Raw genomic sequence first — 18,694 nt, forward strand, 5'->3', positions numbered from 1 at the left:
CCGGATTGCCCGGCAGCAGCCGAAGCGCCCGAAGGACCCGCCGCAGGAGCGGGAGACGCGTTCGCGTCGCCGGAAACGCCCGGTGTGCCGGAGCTGCCGGCAGCATCGATCCACTGGCTAGAACCGGCCGGCCGTGAATGGTTCGCTGTGTTCGATTCAGGGTTGCGGCTCTGAACGGGATTTAACACTGTGCCTCCGTCATCGTCCGGTCCGAGAGTCTGATTGCTCTCCGACTGTCCCTGTGAGGGCGAGTCTGTCGGAGACGCGGGTTGTTCCTCCGGTTGTTCGGCTAACTTCTGTCCGTCTTTGGCTGGATAGAACGGTATGGGAATCGGAACAAAAAATTGTTCTTTACGAAGTCCGGCGCCTTCCAGGAGATATTCCGCCGACTTGGTAACCGCGTTGTCCATGTTCAATGAAACGCCGTATTGTTGAATCTGTTGAATCAGCAGCCATTTATTAATCGAGATCTTTCTTTTCCGGGCTTGCTCATAGGAGCCTTTGTCCGTTTGCTCCGCATGGACGAATCCTGCCATATTGTTGGCTTGAAGCGTCTCCGCAACGATATCCTCGAGGGCGGCTTCGTTTATGGCGGCTCTCCCTTTCAGGTTAGCTGCAGCAATCATGATCATGTTGTTTTTGTTCCTGTTGATATACCCCAGGTCTATCGATTTTGCGAGAATTTGTTTAATGGCGTCGTTCAGCCTTAATTTATCAAGAGAAGCGGCCCGCAGCACGTTTTCCGCGTCGGCATTGAGAGGCTTGGCTTTTACTACTTGCCCTTGGGCGTTCAGGAACAATTCGAGACTGGGGTTAATCTCGATGGCGACCACCTGATCATATTGGGGCTGTGCTTGCTGCCAAATCCCGAAGCCTATGAGCATAAAGATACAAGCAACGGCCGTTGACATCCAATAAGACGATAGCCGCTTCCGTTTCGACTGGCTAAGCGCAACGATGATCCGCTCACCTATGGCAGGAACGTAGACCGGCAAGGGAAGATTGCGGAATTTACCGTCATCACACATGACAACCATAATTTGATCGGTTATTTTCATGACGATTCCTTTTGTTTCGCTCATACTCTTCCCCTCCTTTCTAGGTCCGGAAATTGAATGGAAGATTTCAGATGGGGGAGATCGTCTGAAATCAGAACGACAATTAGCGCGATCAGATATTTTCTGCCGCGCTCCACGGTTTTGCGGCTAACGTGAACAAAATCAAGCATTTGCTTGACAGGCAGCTGCTTGGTTTTGTTAAGGAATTCGACCAGCTCGGGCGTTTTTACAAACTCATAAGCGATCTGAATCAGGTTCGCTCTGGCATCGGCTCGGTCGGGAGAGACAGCCTCCAGTTCCTCAAAATAAATGCCGAAGGCCTCCAGCCTGGCGCTATAGAGCTGAATTTCCTCCATCCGCTCCATGACTTGCCGCTGCTCATTATAATTTTGAAGCGATTGTTTGATTTCAATCAGACTTACCTCATATTCTTCGCCGTTTGAATCCTGTGAATGCACCGCGTTCAAACTGACTGCGGCCTTCTGGCGGCCTTCTTTTCGATAATAATCGATCAGCCGTGACTGTATGATTAGCCGAGCGTATATGTAAAAATTGTCATTTTGTGATTTGTTGTACCGTTCAATGGCCTCGTTGAACGCAATCAGACTAATGCTCATTTCATCATCGGTTCGCGCAATCGCCCGTTTGCAAATGTTCGACGTTACCTTCTCCAAAAAATGCTTGCTGCCGTGAATGACTTCCCGCCGGCTCTTTTCGTCTCCTTGCTGGGCGTTGCGAATTAATTCGTGAAGAAATGGTTCTTCCAGCAACTTTTTTCACGCTCCTAACAGCTTGCTAATTTGTTATACGAACATAAAGGGGGGTAAACGTCCGTCGTCAATACCTAACTTTCACGATATAGGCAGATGGATATTTTATCAATGGTGATAATTAGGTGAATCTATAAAAAAAGTAAATATAATCGGCAGCAAGAACGCCGCTACATTCGGGATTTGTTGAGCAGAGGAGGTTTGCTTTTTCCTTTGGACAACCGCTGATGAAAAGCGCTATATTAATCGTGAGTCCTACAATATTCCGAAGGAGTGTGCCATATGGACGTACGGCTGCCTCACACGAGCGTGGAAGATTTGCAAGCGGATTTACAGGCCATATTCGATATCTCCTATGACGTGATTTACGTATCGGACGGTCACGGCGTAACGCTGCGGGTCAGCTCGGCCTGTGAAACGCTTTGGGGTTGCAAGGAAGAACAACTGGTGGGCCGAAGTGTGTATCAGCTGGAGAAAGAGGGCGTGTATTCGCCGTCCGTCACCCGCATGGTGCTTGAGAAAAAGGATCGCGTCTCCTTCATTCAAACAACGAAAACCGGCCGCAAGCTCATGGTCGTCGGTACGCCAATCAAGGATGATCAGGGCAATATCGTCCGGGTAGTCAATGCGTCCAGGGACATTACGGAGATCAGCCGCCTCAAGACTGAGCTGGAGGAAGTCAAGCTGCTAACCGAAGGCTATAAGCAGGAGCTGATGAGCCTGCGAAAAAAAAACGAAGCGGAGCGCAACATCGTCTACCGCAGCGAGAAAATGCGCAAATTAATCTCGCTTGTCCAGAAGGTCGCGGAAGTCGATGCCACCGTGCTGCTCACGGGGGAATCGGGCGCAGGGAAGGAATTCATCGCTTCCTATATTCACAATTGGAGTCCGCGCAAGCCGAATCCGTTCATTACGCTGAATTGCGGCTCGATCCCGGAGAAGCTGTTTGAGTCGGAGCTGTTCGGTCAGGATGCCGAAATGGGACAGCTTGATGAACAGAGAAAGCTCGGATTGTTCCGCAAAGCGACGGACGGCACGCTTTTTCTGGATGAAATCACGGAAATTCCGCTGTCCGTTCAGGCCAGGCTGGTCGGCCTGCTGGAGGAGAACGACCGCATCAGCATGGGTTCCGGCCACACACGCGTCAGAATCATTGCGTCTACTAGTAGAAATCCCGAGGAAGAGGTAAAAGCCGGCCGTCTGCGGGAGGATCTGTATTATTGGCTTAATGTCATACCGCTGCCCATCCCGCCGCTGAGGGAACGCAAGGAAGATATCCTTCCGCTTGCGCTCCATATCCTCGAGCTCTATAACAAGAAATACAAGAAGGAGAAGCAGCTGTCAGCCGATGTGCTGGAGAGGCTGCAAAATCATCAATGGCCGGGCAATCTTCGGGAGCTGCACAATGTGATTGAGCGCTTGCTCGTGACGGTGGACGACCCGGTGATCGGTTCCAAGCATCTGCCGGAGTCGATCTCGAATCATGCGAAGGATTGGGAGGACATCGAGGTGCGGCGGCTTCTGCCATTAAAAGACGCGATTGAGAAGGTGGAACGGGATCTCTTGGAAATGGCGAAGAAGAAGTACAGGTCCACAACCCGGATGGCGGAAATTCTGGGTGTCAATCAATCAACGATCAGCCGTAAAATGCAGCACTATAAAGTCAAACCTTAAATCTATGCTTGTGCGCATAATGAGTTTATGCAATTATGCATATGTCAAAAGTGTTTTCACATTCGAGTGAGTTTGTTGTAGAGTCCATCCTCATCCGGAAAATGCATCTACAAGCTATGCGAATATGCATAGCTTCTTTTGCTGTGCCCTCTTGAAAGCGGGAGAAATCAGCGAGTATCATTAGATATATATAGAAAGCGTTTTCGTATATGACAGGAAGGAGGATATCTTTTGATTAGAGAGGGGAATCGACTCACCGTTGCCGCCGTCCAGATGAATTGCGTCCTCGGAGACGTGGAGGCCAATCTGCGGAAAGCCGAACGGCTGCTGGAAATTGCTGCGGGCAGAGGAGCCAGGCTTGCCGTGTTGCCTGAGCTTTTCAATACCGGTTACCGGGTGGAGGAACGGGATGTCGAGCTGGCCGAGCCCATTCCGGGTCCGACAACCGAATGGATGAGAAGGCAGGCAAGCAAGCACGGCATGAAGCTGGTAGCTGCGATCCTGGAAAAGGGCGCGCCGGCAGGGCTGGTTTACGATACCGCCGTGCTCGTAGAGCCGGCAGGCGTCATCGGCTCCTACCGCAAAACGCATCTGTGGAATCAGGAGAACACCCGGTTTACCAGAGGCGAGCAATTCCCCGTATACGAAACCGACGGTATCCAGGTGGGACTGCAAATCTGCTATGAGATCGGATTTCCCGAAGGGGCCCGGATTCTTACCTTTCACGGCGCGGACATCATCGTTTACCCGTCGGCTTTCGGCAAAGCCCGCCTGTATGCTTGGGACATCGCCACCCGATCCCGAGCGCTTGAGAACGGAACGTTCGTGATCGCATCCAACCGCACGGGCCTGGAGAAAGGCGAGACGGAATTCGGGGGCACGAGCCGAATCGTCGATCCGGCGGGAACCATTCTGGCTGAAGCCGAGCAGGAGGATGATGTCATCACAGCCGAGCTGGACCTCGGATTGATCGCCGAGCAGCGCAGAGCGATCCCGTATCTGCGGGATTTCAACCGCAGTTTAATATCCAAAGAATACAATTCGGAGAGGTGAGGGTATGGAAGACAACCGCTTCAACAGTCTGGTGTCCAAAGACATTGTGCCCGTCAAATCCGGCCAGAGGGTCATTTCCGGCTGGGGGTTTTTAAACATCTGGGTCGGCATGGCCGTCATTATCGCAACCTTTCTGATCGGCGCCAATGGGATAGAATCGATGTCCTTGTGGGAATTGGGACTCGCCATTTTCTTCGCGAACCTCATCATAGCTCTCATTGGCAGCTTGAGCGGCGATATCGGCATCGAACACGGCTTATCCTTCGCTGCTTATATGAGAGCGCCGTTCGGCACATGGGGCGTACACATTCCCGCCGTCAGCCGGGGAATTGTGGCATCCATCTGGTTTGGTATTCAAACGTACCTGGGGGCCGTCGCCATCAATTATCTGGTGAGCAGCATGACCGGCTTTGATTCGTGGTTCTTATGGTATGTGCTGTTTGCGATCGTGCAAATCGTCAACACCGCCATGGGCATCAAGGCAATCGACCGTTTTGCCGTCATTGCCGCTCCGGCCATCATCATTATTTCTGTCTGGATTTTCATGAAAGTCAACGGTATGGCCTTGGACAAGGGAATCAACGTCGCCACCTATGCCGGTGATCAGAATACCACTACTTTCTTTCTGATTATGGTGGCCAACATGGGCTTCTGGTCGGCGCTGGCAATCGATATTCCGAACCTTACCCGGTTTATCAAAGCTCCCCAAAACGAGCGAAGCTGGATGAAGCGCAACGTCAATAATGTCTGGCCGCACATTATCGCGCTGCCTGCCGTACAAACGTTAATGGGTATTATCGGTGCTGTGAGTCTGCTTGGCGCGGGCGACGCCAACCCGATCAACGTGATTCAGGGAACGGCAAGCGGCTGGGTATATGTGGTGCTCCTGCTCATGGTCGTGCTAGCGCAATGGTCAACCAATACGGCGGCCAACCTGATTCCTGCAACTCTGACCTTCATCAATGCGGGCGCGAGAATAAGACTTAATTTTGTTGCGGGCTTGATTATCGCCGGCGTGATCGGAACGATCGTGCAGCCATGGGCGATTCTGAACAATCTGTTCTTGTATCTGGGCTACTATGGCGCCATTCTATCCGCCGTAGCGGGGATCATCCTTTGCGATTATTACGTCCTGCGCCGCCGCCGGCTTAATGTCAAAGATTTGTACCGGCAAGAAGGGCAATTCAAATACGACGGCGGTGTTAACGCAGCGGGCATGATTGCATGGATCATCGGGGGCGGGCTTGCGCTCATGTTCATGAAGTATATGTATCTCGTCGGGTTTCCGGCCGGCTTCATTGCTTACTACTTGCTGATGAAGGGCTGGTATCTGAAACGCCATAAGCAGGCGGAGATCGAGTCGGGCTTCTCCGACGACTATCTGGGTACAACCGTCGGCCGCGATTGGGATATACCGCTAGATGAGCCGGCAGCCCAACCGCCGGCCACCGTTCCGGTCAATTCTTGAACACTATAAGCTTAAAGGAGAGGATCAGCTTTGGCTAAAGAAATCATTGTTGCTTATGGAGTAGACGTGGACGCCGTCGCGGGTTGGCTCGGTTCCTATGGGGGCGAGGATTCGCCTGACGACATCTCCCGGGGGCTGTTTGCGGGGGAAGTCGGCTCCGAGCGGCTGCTCAAGCTTTTTGACAAATATAATCTGCAGACGACCTGGTTCATTCCCGGACATTCGATTGAGACGTTTCCCGAGCAGACTCGCATGGTGGCCGAAGGCGGCCACGAAATCGGCATTCACGGCTATTCCCATGAAAATCCGATTGCGATGACCGCCCAACAGGAGGAGACAGTTCTCTTGAAATGCATCGACCTTGTGGAGAAGGTGTCCGGCAAACGCCCGACCGGTTATGTCGCGCCGTGGTGGGAATTTTCCAATATTACGAATGAGCTGCTGCTCAAAAACGGAATCAAATACGATCACAGCCTGATGCACAACGACTTCCATCCCTACTATGTGCGGGTGGGCGACAGCTGGACAAGGATCGATTATTCTCAGCCGGCCGAAAGCTGGATGACGCCGCTGAAGCGAGGGCAGGAAACCGACCTGATTGAAATTCCGGCCAACTGGTACCTGGACGATCTGCCCCCGATGATGTTCATCAAAAAATCGCCGAACAGCCATGGCTTCGTCAATCCGCGCGATATTGAACAGATGTGGAAGGACCAGTTCGATTGGGTGTACCGGGAATATGATTATGCGGTGTTCACGATGACGATTCATCCGGACGTAAGCGGCAGGCCGCAGGTGCTGTTGATGCACGAGCGCCTGATCGAGTATATCAACGGGCACGAGGGGGTGCGCTGGGCGACCTTTAACGAGATTGCAGACGATTTTGCCCGTCGCCGGCCAAGACAAAAATAAACGGTATTGCCGGGTAGGGAGCCGCAGCTTTATGCTGCGGTTCCCTTCAGTCGCTTGAAAGGGGAGGAATCGTTGATGTGCGTGCTATGCGGCGGGTTTGTGGTGCAGGAGCATTGGACGGAAGGGCGGGGAAGTACAGGCGCGGCGAGCGTCACGGTGGGCGGCGGCGCTTCCCGGGAGCGCCAGCGGGACAGGCGCGACCGCACCGCGATGGCGAACCGGATTCTGGCCTGCTACGGGCTGAAGCTCGAGGATTGGAACGGCAGCAAATACATTGTCCGCGACGTGAAAGGGTCATCGGAGATTGTGCATGATCTGGGCGCATTGTGGCCTGCGGTAGAGAAGCTCATCAAAAAAACGGCCGACCCGCTGGACCCCGCCCTGATCGGGCGGCTGCAGCAGCAACAGCAGCAACAGCAGTCTGGCAGACCCTAAAGGAGTGTCCGGAAATGGCGGCTAACGTAAAAATACCGGTGATCATTCTGTCCGGATTTCTCGGCAGCGGCAAAACGTCTCTGTTGACCAGAGCGCTCAAACAGCCGCAGCTGGCGAACAGCGCGATCATCGTCAACGAATTCGGGAGAATGGGGCTGGACCATCATCTGCTGTCCCGGGTGGAGGAGCGCACGCTGCTGGTCGGGGGCGGCTGCGTCTGCTGCTCCATGCGGGAGGATCTGGTCAATGCGTGTATGGAATTGCTGGAAGATATGCAGCGAGGCGCGAAGCCGCGGGTGGATCGGATTATTGTGGAGACGACCGGGCTTGCCGATCCGTCGCCGATCTGGTTCACTGTGCTGCGCCATCCCGTGCTTCAGCATCACTTTCATGTGGAGAGCGTGCTGGTGACGGTCGACGCCGTGAACGGCATGCTGCATCTGGACAGCCATGACGAGTCGATCAAGCAGATCAGCGCGGCTGACCGGGTGATTGTAACCAAGACGGATATCGCCGACGGCGAGGAGATCGAACGGCTGCGCCGGCGGATCGGGCAGTTGAATCCGGCAGCCGAAGTAGAGTTAACCGATTCGGAGGACACGAAATCGGCCCGTTTTTTTGCGGACAACCCGGATTCCGTCCGCAGCCCCCGTACCCGCTGTGCGATGGCCGCAGCAGACGGCGGGCGGGAAGGTCGAAGCGCGGAAGACGGCCGCAATGGTTCAGGCGGTCATACGGACGCTACGCATTCGGTGTCGATCCGGTTCGACCGTCCGCTCGATTGGCATGCCTTCGGGCTGTGGCTGAGCATGTTGCTGCATGCCCGAGGGACGGATATACTGCGGGTAAAGGGGCTGCTTGACCTGGGGGGAGAAGGACCGGTCTCGCTGAACGGCGTGCAGCATATTATCCACCCGCCGGAGCATCTGGACGGCTGGCCCGACGGGCGACGGACTTCCACGATCGTTTTTATTATGAAAAAGGTTCAGCCGCAGCAGGTTACGAGCTCGTTGCTCGCTTTTCAGCATATGCTTGGCGCCGTTCCATATGTGCTCGAAACGGACTTGCAATTCCCCTATTGATTTTCTATAATACCTAGTAAGGTTGTAGGAATTAGATCGATCGAGATCCATTTAGGGGGAACACGCATCATGAGAGAAAGACGGGGGAAAAGCATCGGCGTTAAAGGTTGGCTCGCGTTATTTGCAGTGATTGTATTGCTCACTTTATCCGCCTGCGGAAAAAGCGCGCAGCCGGGAGGATCAGGCAACGTTGAGCAGTCCGACGGCGAGCAACAGCAGGATTTCGTCGTCGGCTACTTGAACGTGATGGACGACGCGCAGGCGATGCTTGCCGCAGAAGCCAAGCTGTATGAGAAGAACGGATTAAACGTAACGATGCAGAAATTCACCAGCGGGACGGACCTGATCAAGGCGATGGTTGGCGGGCAAGTCGATGCGGGCGTGCTCGGCTTCACGAATGCGGTATCGTGGGCCGCCAAAGGCGCGGGATTGAAAGTTGTAGGCGGCGCGCAGATGGGCTTCCATAGTATTCTGGTTAAAGAGGGCAGCGGGATTGAGAAAGTGGAGGATCTAAAAGGCAAGAAGCTGGCCTCCCAAGGGCAAGGCAGCACGGCGGATATCGTACTCAACGGCGTGGCGTTGAAAAATGCGAATTTGACGAAGCAAGACGTTCAAATGGTGTATGTCGATCCGGCTCAAGCCATCCAATCGCTTGCCTCGGGGGCGGTTGACGCCGCTTTTGTGTTTGAACCGTATAGCAGCATGGCGACCCGGACGATGGGAGTCAAGCAAATATATGAGATCGGCAAAGTGTGGCCGTTCCCATGCATGGTTGTCATTACTACAGACAAAAAACTGAAAGAAAACCGCGATGCCGTCAATCGATTGCTGGACGCGCAAAAAGAAGCGATCGACATGCTTCAGAACGATCCGGACAAATCAGCCGAGCTGCTGGCAAGCAACTTCGTGGAGAACGACACGATGACGGCCGTTGGCGGCAGTGAAATCCAATCGGTCGATGTGATTAAGCAGGCGATCGAAACGCAAAGCTTTAATTGGGAGATCACCCCGGCTAATGTCGAACGCATGCAGGAAATCGCGGACATTATGAAGGAGCAGGGGGTTCTCGACAAAGAAGTGAACGTCGAAGATATCCTCGACCTGGAATGGCAGAAGAGTCAATAATTCGAGCATGGGCAACAGCAAAATATAATGAACCAGACTAAGGAGAGTTATCGGTGAGTCAGACTTCTTCATCATCTTCATCTTCATCAGCCTCATCACCTCAAGTGAGACCAAAAGCCGGTTCCTTATGGCAAAAATGGCTTCCCTACCTCGCGGCGGTAGGGAGCCTTCTTGCTATATGGCAGATTGCGGCGTTTTTTTTGCCGGCTTATCTTCTGCCGGACGTGCCCGACGTCTTCGTCCGTCTTTTCGGAAGCATGAATGACGCGGAATTCACCGACGGTATTCAAAGCAGCCTGCTTCGTCTGGCGTGGGGTTATCCGATCGCTTGCCTGTTCGGCGCCGCGCTTGGCCTGATCGCCGGCGTTTCACAAGCTTTTGCCGTATACCTGCGCAGCCTGATTTCGATTCTGCAAGCGATCCCTCCGATTACGTGGGTGCCGTTTTTCGTCATCCTGCTCGGCTTCGGCAATGCGACGATCATCACGGTTATCGTGATCGCCAGCTTTTTTCCGATGGCGCTGTCCGTACTCAATGCGACCGAGGGTGTCAATCGGACACACCTGGAGCTCGCAAGGGTGCTGGGGGCCAATAAGCTCCAACTGCTGACAAAGGTGTTCGCCCCTGAATCGCTTCCGGCATTCGTGACCGGCGCGCAGGTGGCGTTCGGCAACGCCTGGCGATCGCTGATCGCGGCGGAGATGGTAGGCGGAGCCGCCATCGGACTCGGCTATTATTCCCGGTGGCGCGGGGAAGTGGCGGATATGGAAGGCGTGCTGATGAGCATATTGGTCATCGGAACGATCGCGGCTGTTCTGGATCTCGTCCTGCTTGAATGGCTGAAACGGCGGCTGCTCCGCTACCGCTATGTTAAAACAGGGGGGGCGGAATAAGTGCAAACGATCCATGTGGACCATGCCACCAAACGATTTGGAAGCCTTGAGGTGCTGAAGCAGGTTGATTTTCGCTTGGAGCAGGGGGAGTTCGCGGCCATTGTCGGACCTTCCGGCTGCGGCAAAAGCACGGTGCTGCGCATGATTGCGGGCCTGGACCATCCGACGGAAGGTACCGTTTCGGCAAACCAAAAGCCGATTGAAGCGCCGCACCCAAGCCGGGTGCTCATCTTCCAGGAGCATGCTTTGTATCCTTGGCGTACGGTCGAAAAGAACGTTGCTTTCGGACTTGAACTGGCCGGCATGCCGAAGAAGGAATGCCAAAACCGCGTCGATGCTTTATTGAAGAAGGTCGGGCTGAGCGGCTTCCAATCCTACTATCCCCATCAGCTGTCAGGAGGCATGAGACAGCGGGCCTCCATTGCCCGCGCGCTCGCGATGGATCCGGAAGTGCTGCTGCTCGACGAGCCGTTCGGAGCGCTGGACGCGATCACGAAGATCACGATGCAGAACGAACTGCTCCGGCTGTGGGAGGGCTCCGGTAAAACGGTGCTGCTTATCACTCACGATATTGATGAGGCCATCTATCTTGCCGATACGATCCATGTGATGAGTCCTCGTCCCGGTGTGATTGTGGAAACGATCCGTTCGGAAGTCCCGCGTCCGCGCAACCGCAACGGTGCGGACTTTGTTCACCTGCGGGAGAAAATCATGACGCATTTGGACTTGGCTAAATAAAAGCAAGCGGCGGGGTGGGGTGGGTTAATATAAATGCTCATTCATGCTCATTCCATGTTATAATCATGAACAAGTTGAAAAAGTGAAGTGAAGGGGATTGGAATGAACTTTATCAGCACGCGCGGCAACGCGGCGGGAATCGGTTTTGTCGACACGTTCCTGATGGGGCTCGCCGAAGACGGCGGTTTGATGATTCCGGCGGAATTGCCGGTCATTGATCAAGACAAGATGAAGCAGTGGGAGCGGCTCAGCTATCAGGAGCTGACGCTCGAAATTTTTCAACTGTTCACGGGCGATGAAATTCCCCGGGAAGAGCTGAAGCAGCTGATTGACGAGAGCTACGCGACGTTCCGCAGCCCGGTGGTTACGCCGCTCCGCAAGATCCGGGACGACCTGCATATTCTGGAGCTTTTCCACGGACCGACCTTTGCTTTCAAGGATGTCGCGCTGCAATTTCTCGGTAACTTGTATTCCTATGTCTCCCAGAGGCAGAACAAAATCATCAACATTCTCGGCGCAACCTCCGGCGATACGGGCGCCGCGGCTATAGAAGGCGTTCGAGGCAAGGACGGCATCCGCATCTGCATTCTGCATCCGCATGAGAAGGTGAGCAAGGTGCAGGAGCTGCAGATGACGACGGTCGGCAACGAGAATGTACTTAATCTGGCGGTAAAAGGCAACTTTGACGACTGCCAGCGCATCATCAAGGAGCTGTTCGCGGACCTTGAATTCAAGAGCCGTTACCACCTGCGGGCGATCAACTCGATTAACTTTGTGCGCATTCTGGCGCAAACCGTTTATTATTTCTATGCGTATTTACAGCTTGTCCGCCAGAATCCCGCGGCCCAAATCAGCTTCAGCGTGCCGACGGGCAACTTCGGCAACATTCTGTCGGCGTTTCTGGCGAAACGGATGGGACTGCCGGTCCACCGGCTTATTCTGGCAACGAACGAGAACAATATTCTCGAGCGCTTTGTTCGCGAGGGCGTGTACATGCCGGACGAGTTCCGCAGCACGCACAGTCCGTCGATGGATATTCAGGTGGCCAGCAACTTTGAGCGCTACCTCTACTATCTGGTCGGCGAGGATTCGCAGCAGGTATCGGCAATGATGAAGCAGTTCCAGGAGGACGGCAAAGTCGTGCTGAGCGCGGGGTTGCTGGCAAAGGTCCAATCCGATTTTCAAGCGTACGGCGTCAAGAACGACGAGTGTCTGCGGATGATCGAAAGCTATTCCCGCGAAGCGGATTATTTGCTGGATCCCCATACGGCATGCGGCGTAGCCGCATACGAATCCTGCGGCGACAAGAACACGGTAACCGTCGTGCTGGCGACTGCCCACCCTGCCAAATTCGACGAGTCGATCCGGCTTGTCGGCATTGCTCAGGAGTTCCCTGCCGACATTCAAAGGCTGTTCGATAAGCCGCAGCATCAGCAGCTCGTGGACAATGACAAGGCAGAGATTGCCGCCCAGCTGGAGCGATTTTTCGGAACCCGGTAACCCCATTAGCGCATTACATCTCTCCCGCTTTACAATGAAGAACGCAGCGGCTATACTCGATAATAGTAATGTTGAACTAATTTCATATTTGTTTTAACCGGAGGAGCCTGCCAACAGCGGGCTCTTCCTGCCTTTTTCAGGAATTTGTCATCCGGAGCTTACCTAATATCGGGAGAATCCGGAAAAGCTAATGCTGCTGCTAAACTTGACCAGTGAAGGAGGAAGGGGCTTGTCTTTGCTTCATGCTGCCATTTTATTACCTTTTATTCTGGCTGTCGGAATTCCGCTTTTATCCAGCCTGCTGCGAAGCGCCCACACCGGATGGTTCGTCCTGCCTGGTCCGGCTCTGTTGTTCGCTTATTTTTTGAGTCGAATTCCAGCCGTGCAAGAGGGACAAAGCATCACCGCAGCCGTACGTTGGATTCCTTCGCTCGGAATCGACTTTACCGTCTATCTCGACGGGCTCGGGCTGTTATTCGCCCTGTTAATTACCGGGCTGGGTTCGCTCGTCGTGCTTTACTCGATTTTCTATCTGGATAAAAGCAAAGAAGCGGTGGATCGCTTTTACGTTTATTTGCTCCTGTTCATGGGCGCCATGCTCGGGGTCGTCATCTCCGACAATCTGATGGTGCTGTACGGCTTCTGGGAGTTTACAAGCATCTCTTCGTTTCTGCTGATCGCGTTCTGGCACCGCCGCGAACGATCGCGGTACGGCGCGCTGAAATCAATGCTGATTACGGTATTCGGCGGATTTGCGATGCTGGCCGGGTTCATCCTGCTTTACTTGATGACCGGTACGTTCAGCATCAGGGAAATCATCGGGCAGGCGGACGCCATCGCCAATCACGCATTGCTGCTTCCGGCCATGCTGCTCATTCTGCTGGGCGCCTTTACGAAGTCCGCCCAATTCCCGTTCCACATCTGGCTTCCGGATGCGATGGAGGCGCCGACGCCTGTCAGCGCCTATCTGCATTCCGCAACGATGGTGAAGGCGGGCCTGTATCTGGTCGCCCGCTTCAGCCCGGTTTTCGCCGGAGGGGCGGAGTGGTTCTGGCTCGTGTCGGGCTTTGGATTATTCAGCTTGGTCTATGGCTCTTACCGGGCGATCAAGCAAACGGATCTGAAGGCGCTGCTGGCGTTTTCCACGGTCAGTCAGCTTGGGCTGATCATGAGCCTGCTCGGGTTCGGCTCGGCCGCAGCGTATTATTCGGGAACCGGCGATTATCAGCTGTATGCGGCAGCGATAGCGGCCGCCGTCTTCCACCTGATCAATCACGCGATATTCAAGGGCGCTTTGTTCATGGTGGCCGGCATCGTCGACCATGAGACGGGCACCCGGGACATTCGAAAGCTCGGCGGCCTGATGGCTTTCATGCCGGTTACGTTCTCGGCGGCGCTTATCGGCGCCTTCTCGCTTGCCGGCCTGCCGCCGTTCAACGGGTTCCTCAGCAAGGAAATGTTTTTTAGGGCCGCGCTGCAAATGCTGCGCATGGACATATGGAACATGCAAACATGGAGCGTGCTGTTCCCGGTCGTCGCATGGACGGGCAGCGTGTTCACGTTTCTATACAGCATGCTGCTGCTGTTTCGCACGTTTACCGGGAAGCTGCAGCCTGACAAATTGGAGAAAAAGCCGCATGAAGCGCCGCTTGGCATGCTGCTGCCGCCGCTTGTGCTCGGTTTGCTCGCCGTCGTATTCGGCCTGTTCCCGAATCTGCTTGCCTATACGCTGATCGAGCCGGCCGTGGCGTCGATTCTCCCTCGTGAGCTGTCCGCGGCGGGGAAATTCAAGGTTGACATTTATTTCTGGCACGGCTGGACGGCAGAGCTATTCATGACGATCGCCATCGTTGCGGCGGGCACAATCCTGTATAAGCTGTACAGACGCCTAACGGTGTTGAACCGTCCGTTGCTCCGCCGCATTTCCCTGAACGCGGCCTACGATGGGGGACTCCGGTCGCTGGAGATGGCATCGCAGCGGTTGACGAACGCTTATATGACCGGCTCCGTCCGGCGCTATCTGATTTATATTTTAACCTTTTTCATTGTGGCGCTGGGTCTCACGATGATCGGGTCGGATGCGTTCCGTTTCGACACCTCCGGCTACGCGGACATGTCGGCGTACGAAGCGGCCGTCGCAGCGGCATTGATCCTGGCCGCCGTCGCCGTTCCGTTCGCCCGCTCGCGGCTGACGGCGATCATTCTGACCGGAGCTGTGGGGTATATGGTAACGCTGTTCTTTGTCCTTTTCCGCGCGCCGGATCTGGCTTTGACGCAGATGATCGTGGAGACCGTGTCGGTCACGCTGTTCCTGCTGTGCTTCTACCATCTGCCCAAGCTGAGGAGGGAAAAGCTCAACGTGCGCTTCAAGCTGACCCATGTGCTGATTTCGGCCGGGGTTGGCATTCTCGTTACGCTGATCGCCTTGAGCGCGAGCGGAAGCCGTGCGTTCGATTCGATCTCGGATTATTATTTGGCCGAAAGCTACAACTCGGCGGGCGGCAGAAATGTCGTGAACGTCATCCTTGTCGACTTCCGGGGTTTTGATACGCTGCTCGAAATTATGGTGCTCGGGATCGCCTCGCTCGGCATTTACGCGCTCATCAAGCTCGGAGCGGATTCGGGGGCCGGTGGCTTGCAGACCCCGGCCCCAAGACCGGCCAAACAAACGAGCATTCGTCTGCCGGCAAGCAACGACGTCATCCTCCGAACGGTGTCCAAAGGCGCCATTACCATCATTCTGTTCTACTCCTGGTATTTGTTTTATGCCGGCCATCACAATCCAGGAGGCGGATTCATCGGCGGATTGTTGACGGCTTCCGCGCTCGTCCTGATGTCGATGGCGTTCGGCATGAAGCTGTCCACCCGAATACTGCCTGTCGACTTCCGTCGCGTCATGGCGCTGGGTCTGCTCGTCGCCCTGCTCACCGGAATCGGGTCCTTCGCATTCGACGCGCCGTTCCTCAGCCACGCTTACGATTATTTCGATCTGCCGCTGCTGGGCGAGATCGGGTTGGCCACGGCGGTACTGTTCGACCTGGGCGTTTACCTTGCGGTGGTGGGCGTCACCATGACCATCATCTATACGATAGGGAGGGACATTTAGCCGTGGAATTGTTCATGTCACTTACGATCGGCGTGCTGTTCGCCGTCGGCGTTTACCTGATCTTGTCGAAAAGCCTGCTGCGGATCATCTTGGGCACATCGCTGCTCACCCAAGGCGTCCACCTGCTGTTGCTGACGATGTCCCGGTTGAAAACAGGCGCGCCTCCTCTGCTTGGGGAGAAGGCGGATGCGTACGTCGACCCCTTGCCACAGGCCTTGATTCTGACGTCGATCGTCATCAGCTTCGGCGTCACATCGTTCTTTTTCGTACTGGCCTATAAGGCATATCAGAAGCTCGGCACGGACAATATGGAGGAGTTGAGGGGAGACGAGCATGAATAATCTGATCGTATTCCCGCTGCTCATTCCGCTCACCACCGCCGTCCTCATGATTTTCCTCCATCATCACATCGCCGCCCAGAGATGGATCAGCGCGGTTAGCATGGTGCTGAATGTCGCGGCCGCCGTCATGATTGTGTCTCAGGTTCGGGCCGAGGGCATCCAAACCCTCTATATGGGCGGCTGGGTTCCGCCTTACGGCATCCTATTCGCAGCCGATATGCTGGCCGCCCTGCTCGTGCTGACGACAGCCGTGATCGGGACCGCCTGCCTGCTGTATGCGTTTCGGACGATCGGCGAGCAGCGGGAGCGCCATTACTTCTATCCGCTTTTTCAATTTTTGGTGGCGGGCGTTATGGGCTCGTTTCTTACGGGCGATTTGTTCAATTTGTTCGTCTGCTTCGAGGTCATGCTGATTTCTTCGTACGCGCTGATCGTTCTCGGCGGCACGAAGCGGCAGCTAAGGGAAACCTTGAAGTATATCTTGATTAATATTTTGTCCTCTACTTTGTTCGTGGCGGCCGTGGCTTACCTGTACGGTGTCGTCGGCACGCTGAACATGGCCCAACTGTCGACCCGCGTGGCGGAAGCGGGGCAAGGAGGCGTGCTGAACGTGATCGCCGTCCTGTTCCTGATCGTCTTTTCGCTGAAGGCGGGACTGTTTCTGTTTTTCTGGCTTCCGGGCTCTTACAGCGCCCCGCCGGCGGCGGTGACCGCCTTGTTCGGCGCCCTTTTGACAAAGGTCGGACTTTACGCGCTTATCCGCACGTTCACGCTAATTTTCTACAACGATCCGGGCGTCACGCACGCTTGGATCGGCGGAATGGCGGGGGCTACCATGATTCTGGGAGGGCTGGGCGCGCTCGCATACTCCGACATTCCCCGGATATTGAATTACAACGTGGTGATCAGCGTCGGCTTTATCGCGTTTGGGCTGTCGGTCGCCACGCAGGATGCGCTGGAGGGCGCCGTGCTTTATCTGCTGCACGATATGGTCGCCAAAGCGCTGATGTTTTTTCTGGGAGGATTGATTATCGCGGCGGCCGGCACGGACAGGCTGAAGGAAATGGGCGGTATGATCGGGCGGTATCCGTTGCTCGGCTGGCTGTTTTTCGTGCTGGCATTGGCGCTTGCCGGCGTGCCGCCGCTCAGCGGCTTTCCGGGGAAGCTGCTGATGCTGCGCGGAGGTCTGGATGCGGAGGCGTACGGGCTCACGGCAATCGCGCTGGCATCGAGCCTCGTCGTCCTGTACTCGCTGATGAAGATCTTCATGCAGGCATTCTGGGGTGAAGAGAAGCCGGAGTTCGCTGCGCAGCCTGTGAAGCCCAGCCGGACGATCTGGCTGGCGCTTGGCATGACGGCTGCGCTGGTCGTATTGCTCGGCATCGGCTCGGAATCGGTCTATGCGCTCGTTTCCCAGGCGGCCGATGGACTGGTCCACCCGCAATCATACATCGAAGCGGTATTAAAGGAGTAGAGGATATGACCCTGCGTGTGCTGCTGAATTTTCCGAAAAAGGGCTGGGCGGTCGTCAAGCTGCTCGCCGTGTTCCTGAAAGAGCTGTTTCTGTCCGGCATCACGGTCGCGCTCCAGATCATCCGTCCGCGGCTGAACGTCCGTCCGGGCATATTTGCGCTCGAAACCGGACTGAAGTCGGACTGGGAGGTCACATTGCTGGCCTGCCTGATCTGCCTCACGCCAGGCACGCTGACGCTGGATGTGTCGCGGGACGGCCGGATTCTATATATCCACGCGATGAATATAGAGGACGTGGAACTGTTGTCCGCGCAGATCAAGGGAAGCTTTGAAAAAGCGATTATGGAGGTGACGCGGTAATGCAAGGTCTGCTCACGGCATCGCTCGTCGTATTGTCGCTGGCGATTCTCGGCTGCATGTACCGGCTGCTCAAGGGACCGTCAATGGCCGACCGAATCGTGTCCCTGGACACGATCGGCATCATTCTGCTTTCGATGATCGCGGTGTTCAGCATGCTGTTCAAGACGACGGCTTACCTCGACATTATCCTCGTTATCGGCGTTATTACGTTTATCGGTACGGCTGCGTTAGCGAGATTTATTGAGAGGGGGGACGTCATTGAACGCGGAGACCATAACGGCGGCAGGTGAACTGCTGATCGGTGTGCTGGTGTTAACGGGAGCTTCGCTTAGCGCGTTGGGCGCATTCGGGCTCGTGCGGCTGCCTGACGTTTATTTGCGGTCGCATGCCGCAACCAAAAGCGCGACGCTGGGCGTGCTTCTTGTGCTGGCCGGCGCATTTCTGTACTTCTGGCTATATCTGGAGCATGCCAGCGCCAAGCTGATTCTGGGTATCGTATTCGTGTTCATGACGGCCCCGGTAGCCGGGCACCTGAACGGAAGGGCCGCGCACCGCACCGGGGTTTCCCTGTGGGAGAAAAGTGTGCGGGACGATCTCAAACAAACGGTGAAACCGGGACGGGAAGGCATGAATGGACCGCAAGGGGAGTCAAGCGGTGATTAATGTGGAATGAAAGATGGTTCACGGTCCCGTGAGATTGGGTAAG

Annotated in this window: 17 protein-coding genes and 1 pseudogene; 16 read left to right on the forward strand and 2 right to left on the reverse strand. The window is 55.2% G+C overall.

What is annotated here, in order from left to right:
• Together BG52_RS13205 and BG52_RS13210 are read right to left on the reverse strand one after the other, a co-directional pair.
• Positions 1-1,082, reverse strand: a 1,082-nt coding sequence (locus BG52_RS13205; protein WP_036667468.1) for an anti-sigma-I factor RsgI family protein, incomplete at its 3' end; no start/stop codon positions are given.
• A complete protein-coding gene (locus BG52_RS13210; RefSeq protein ID WP_036667469.1) occupies positions 1,079-1,828 on the reverse strand; it encodes a sigma factor in 750 nt (249 codons plus the stop codon). The genes BG52_RS13205 and BG52_RS13210, both read right to left, overlap by 4 nt.
• A gap of 282 nt (positions 1,829-2,110) precedes the next feature.
• On the opposite strand from BG52_RS13210, the gene BG52_RS13215 reads away from it, so the two are divergent.
• The 16 genes and pseudogenes from BG52_RS13215 to mnhG all read left to right on the forward strand — a co-directional run bounded on the left by BG52_RS13215 (position 2,111) and on the right by mnhG (position 18,651).
• Positions 2,111-3,502 (forward strand): sigma-54 interaction domain-containing protein, encoded by a 1,392-nt coding sequence (locus BG52_RS13215; protein WP_036583367.1) that lies wholly within the window; start codon positions 2,111-2,113, stop codon positions 3,500-3,502.
• A gap of 231 nt (positions 3,503-3,733) precedes the next feature.
• Complete coding sequence (locus tag BG52_RS13220) at positions 3,734-4,555, forward strand: carbon-nitrogen hydrolase family protein (RefSeq protein WP_223299016.1); 822 nt, start codon at positions 3,734-3,736, stop codon at positions 4,553-4,555.
• Positions 4,556-4,559: 4 nt separating this feature from the next.
• Positions 4,560-6,023, forward strand: a complete 1,464-nt coding sequence (locus BG52_RS13225; RefSeq protein ID WP_036583365.1) for an NCS1 family transporter — start codon at positions 4,560-4,562, stop codon at positions 6,021-6,023.
• Positions 6,024-6,053: 30 nt separating this feature from the next.
• On the forward strand, positions 6,054-6,935 hold the full coding sequence (locus tag BG52_RS13230) for a polysaccharide deacetylase family protein (RefSeq protein WP_036583363.1): 882 nt from the start codon (positions 6,054-6,056) through the stop codon (positions 6,933-6,935).
• Between the two features lie 75 nt (positions 6,936-7,010).
• Positions 7,011-7,370 carry a hypothetical protein gene (locus BG52_RS13235; protein WP_036583360.1) on the forward strand — a complete coding sequence of 120 codons (360 nt, stop codon included), beginning with the start codon at positions 7,011-7,013 and terminating at the stop codon, positions 7,368-7,370.
• 14 nt (positions 7,371-7,384) lie between these two features.
• Positions 7,385-8,452 carry a CobW family GTP-binding protein gene (locus BG52_RS13240; protein WP_036583357.1) on the forward strand — a complete coding sequence of 356 codons (1,068 nt, stop codon included), beginning with the start codon at positions 7,385-7,387 and terminating at the stop codon, positions 8,450-8,452.
• Between the two features lie 69 nt (positions 8,453-8,521).
• Positions 8,522-9,577, forward strand: coding sequence for an ABC transporter substrate-binding protein (locus BG52_RS13245; RefSeq protein WP_036583355.1), 1,056 nt, complete (start codon positions 8,522-8,524; stop codon positions 9,575-9,577).
• Positions 9,578-9,834: 257 nt separating this feature from the next.
• Positions 9,835-10,470, forward strand: coding sequence for an ABC transporter permease (locus BG52_RS13250; RefSeq protein ID WP_223299017.1), 636 nt, complete (start codon positions 9,835-9,837; stop codon positions 10,468-10,470).
• A complete protein-coding gene (locus BG52_RS13255; protein WP_036583351.1) occupies positions 10,471-11,208 on the forward strand; it encodes an ABC transporter ATP-binding protein in 738 nt (245 codons plus the stop codon).
• A gap of 102 nt (positions 11,209-11,310) precedes the next feature.
• Complete coding sequence (thrC, locus tag BG52_RS13260) at positions 11,311-12,708, forward strand: threonine synthase (protein WP_036667470.1); 1,398 nt, start codon at positions 11,311-11,313, stop codon at positions 12,706-12,708.
• Between the two features lie 229 nt (positions 12,709-12,937).
• Entirely contained in the window at positions 12,938-15,814 is a 2,877-nt protein-coding gene (locus tag BG52_RS13265; protein ID WP_036583343.1) for a Na+/H+ antiporter subunit A, read from the forward strand.
• A gap of 2 nt (positions 15,815-15,816) precedes the next feature.
• Positions 15,817-16,155 carry a Na(+)/H(+) antiporter subunit C gene (locus tag BG52_RS13270; protein ID WP_036583342.1) on the forward strand — a complete coding sequence of 113 codons (339 nt, stop codon included), beginning with the start codon at positions 15,817-15,819 and terminating at the stop codon, positions 16,153-16,155.
• Entirely contained in the window at positions 16,148-17,629 is a 1,482-nt protein-coding gene (locus tag BG52_RS13275; RefSeq protein ID WP_036583338.1) for a Na+/H+ antiporter subunit D, read from the forward strand. The genes BG52_RS13270 and BG52_RS13275 overlap by 8 nt, the downstream gene beginning before the upstream one ends.
• Before the next feature lie 35 nt (positions 17,630-17,664).
• Positions 17,665-17,988 (forward strand): annotated as a pseudogene (locus BG52_RS13280) (Na+/H+ antiporter subunit E); the annotation flags it as partial.
• On the forward strand, positions 17,988-18,278 hold the full coding sequence (locus BG52_RS13285; RefSeq protein WP_036583335.1) for a Na(+)/H(+) antiporter subunit F1: 291 nt from the start codon (positions 17,988-17,990) through the stop codon (positions 18,276-18,278). The pseudogene BG52_RS13280 and the gene BG52_RS13285, both read left to right, overlap by 1 nt.
• The gene (gene mnhG, locus BG52_RS13290) at positions 18,247-18,651 is read left to right on the forward strand and encodes a monovalent cation/H(+) antiporter subunit G (protein WP_036583333.1); all 405 of its coding nucleotides are present in this window, start codon (positions 18,247-18,249) and stop codon (positions 18,649-18,651) included. The genes BG52_RS13285 and mnhG overlap by 32 nt, the downstream gene beginning before the upstream one ends.
• Positions 18,652-18,694 lie beyond the last annotated feature (43 nt).

It is taken from the genome of Paenibacillus darwinianus (genome assembly GCF_000598065.1).
In the GTDB taxonomy this organism is placed as follows: domain Bacteria; phylum Bacillota; class Bacilli; order Paenibacillales; family Paenibacillaceae; genus Paenibacillus_I; species Paenibacillus_I darwinianus.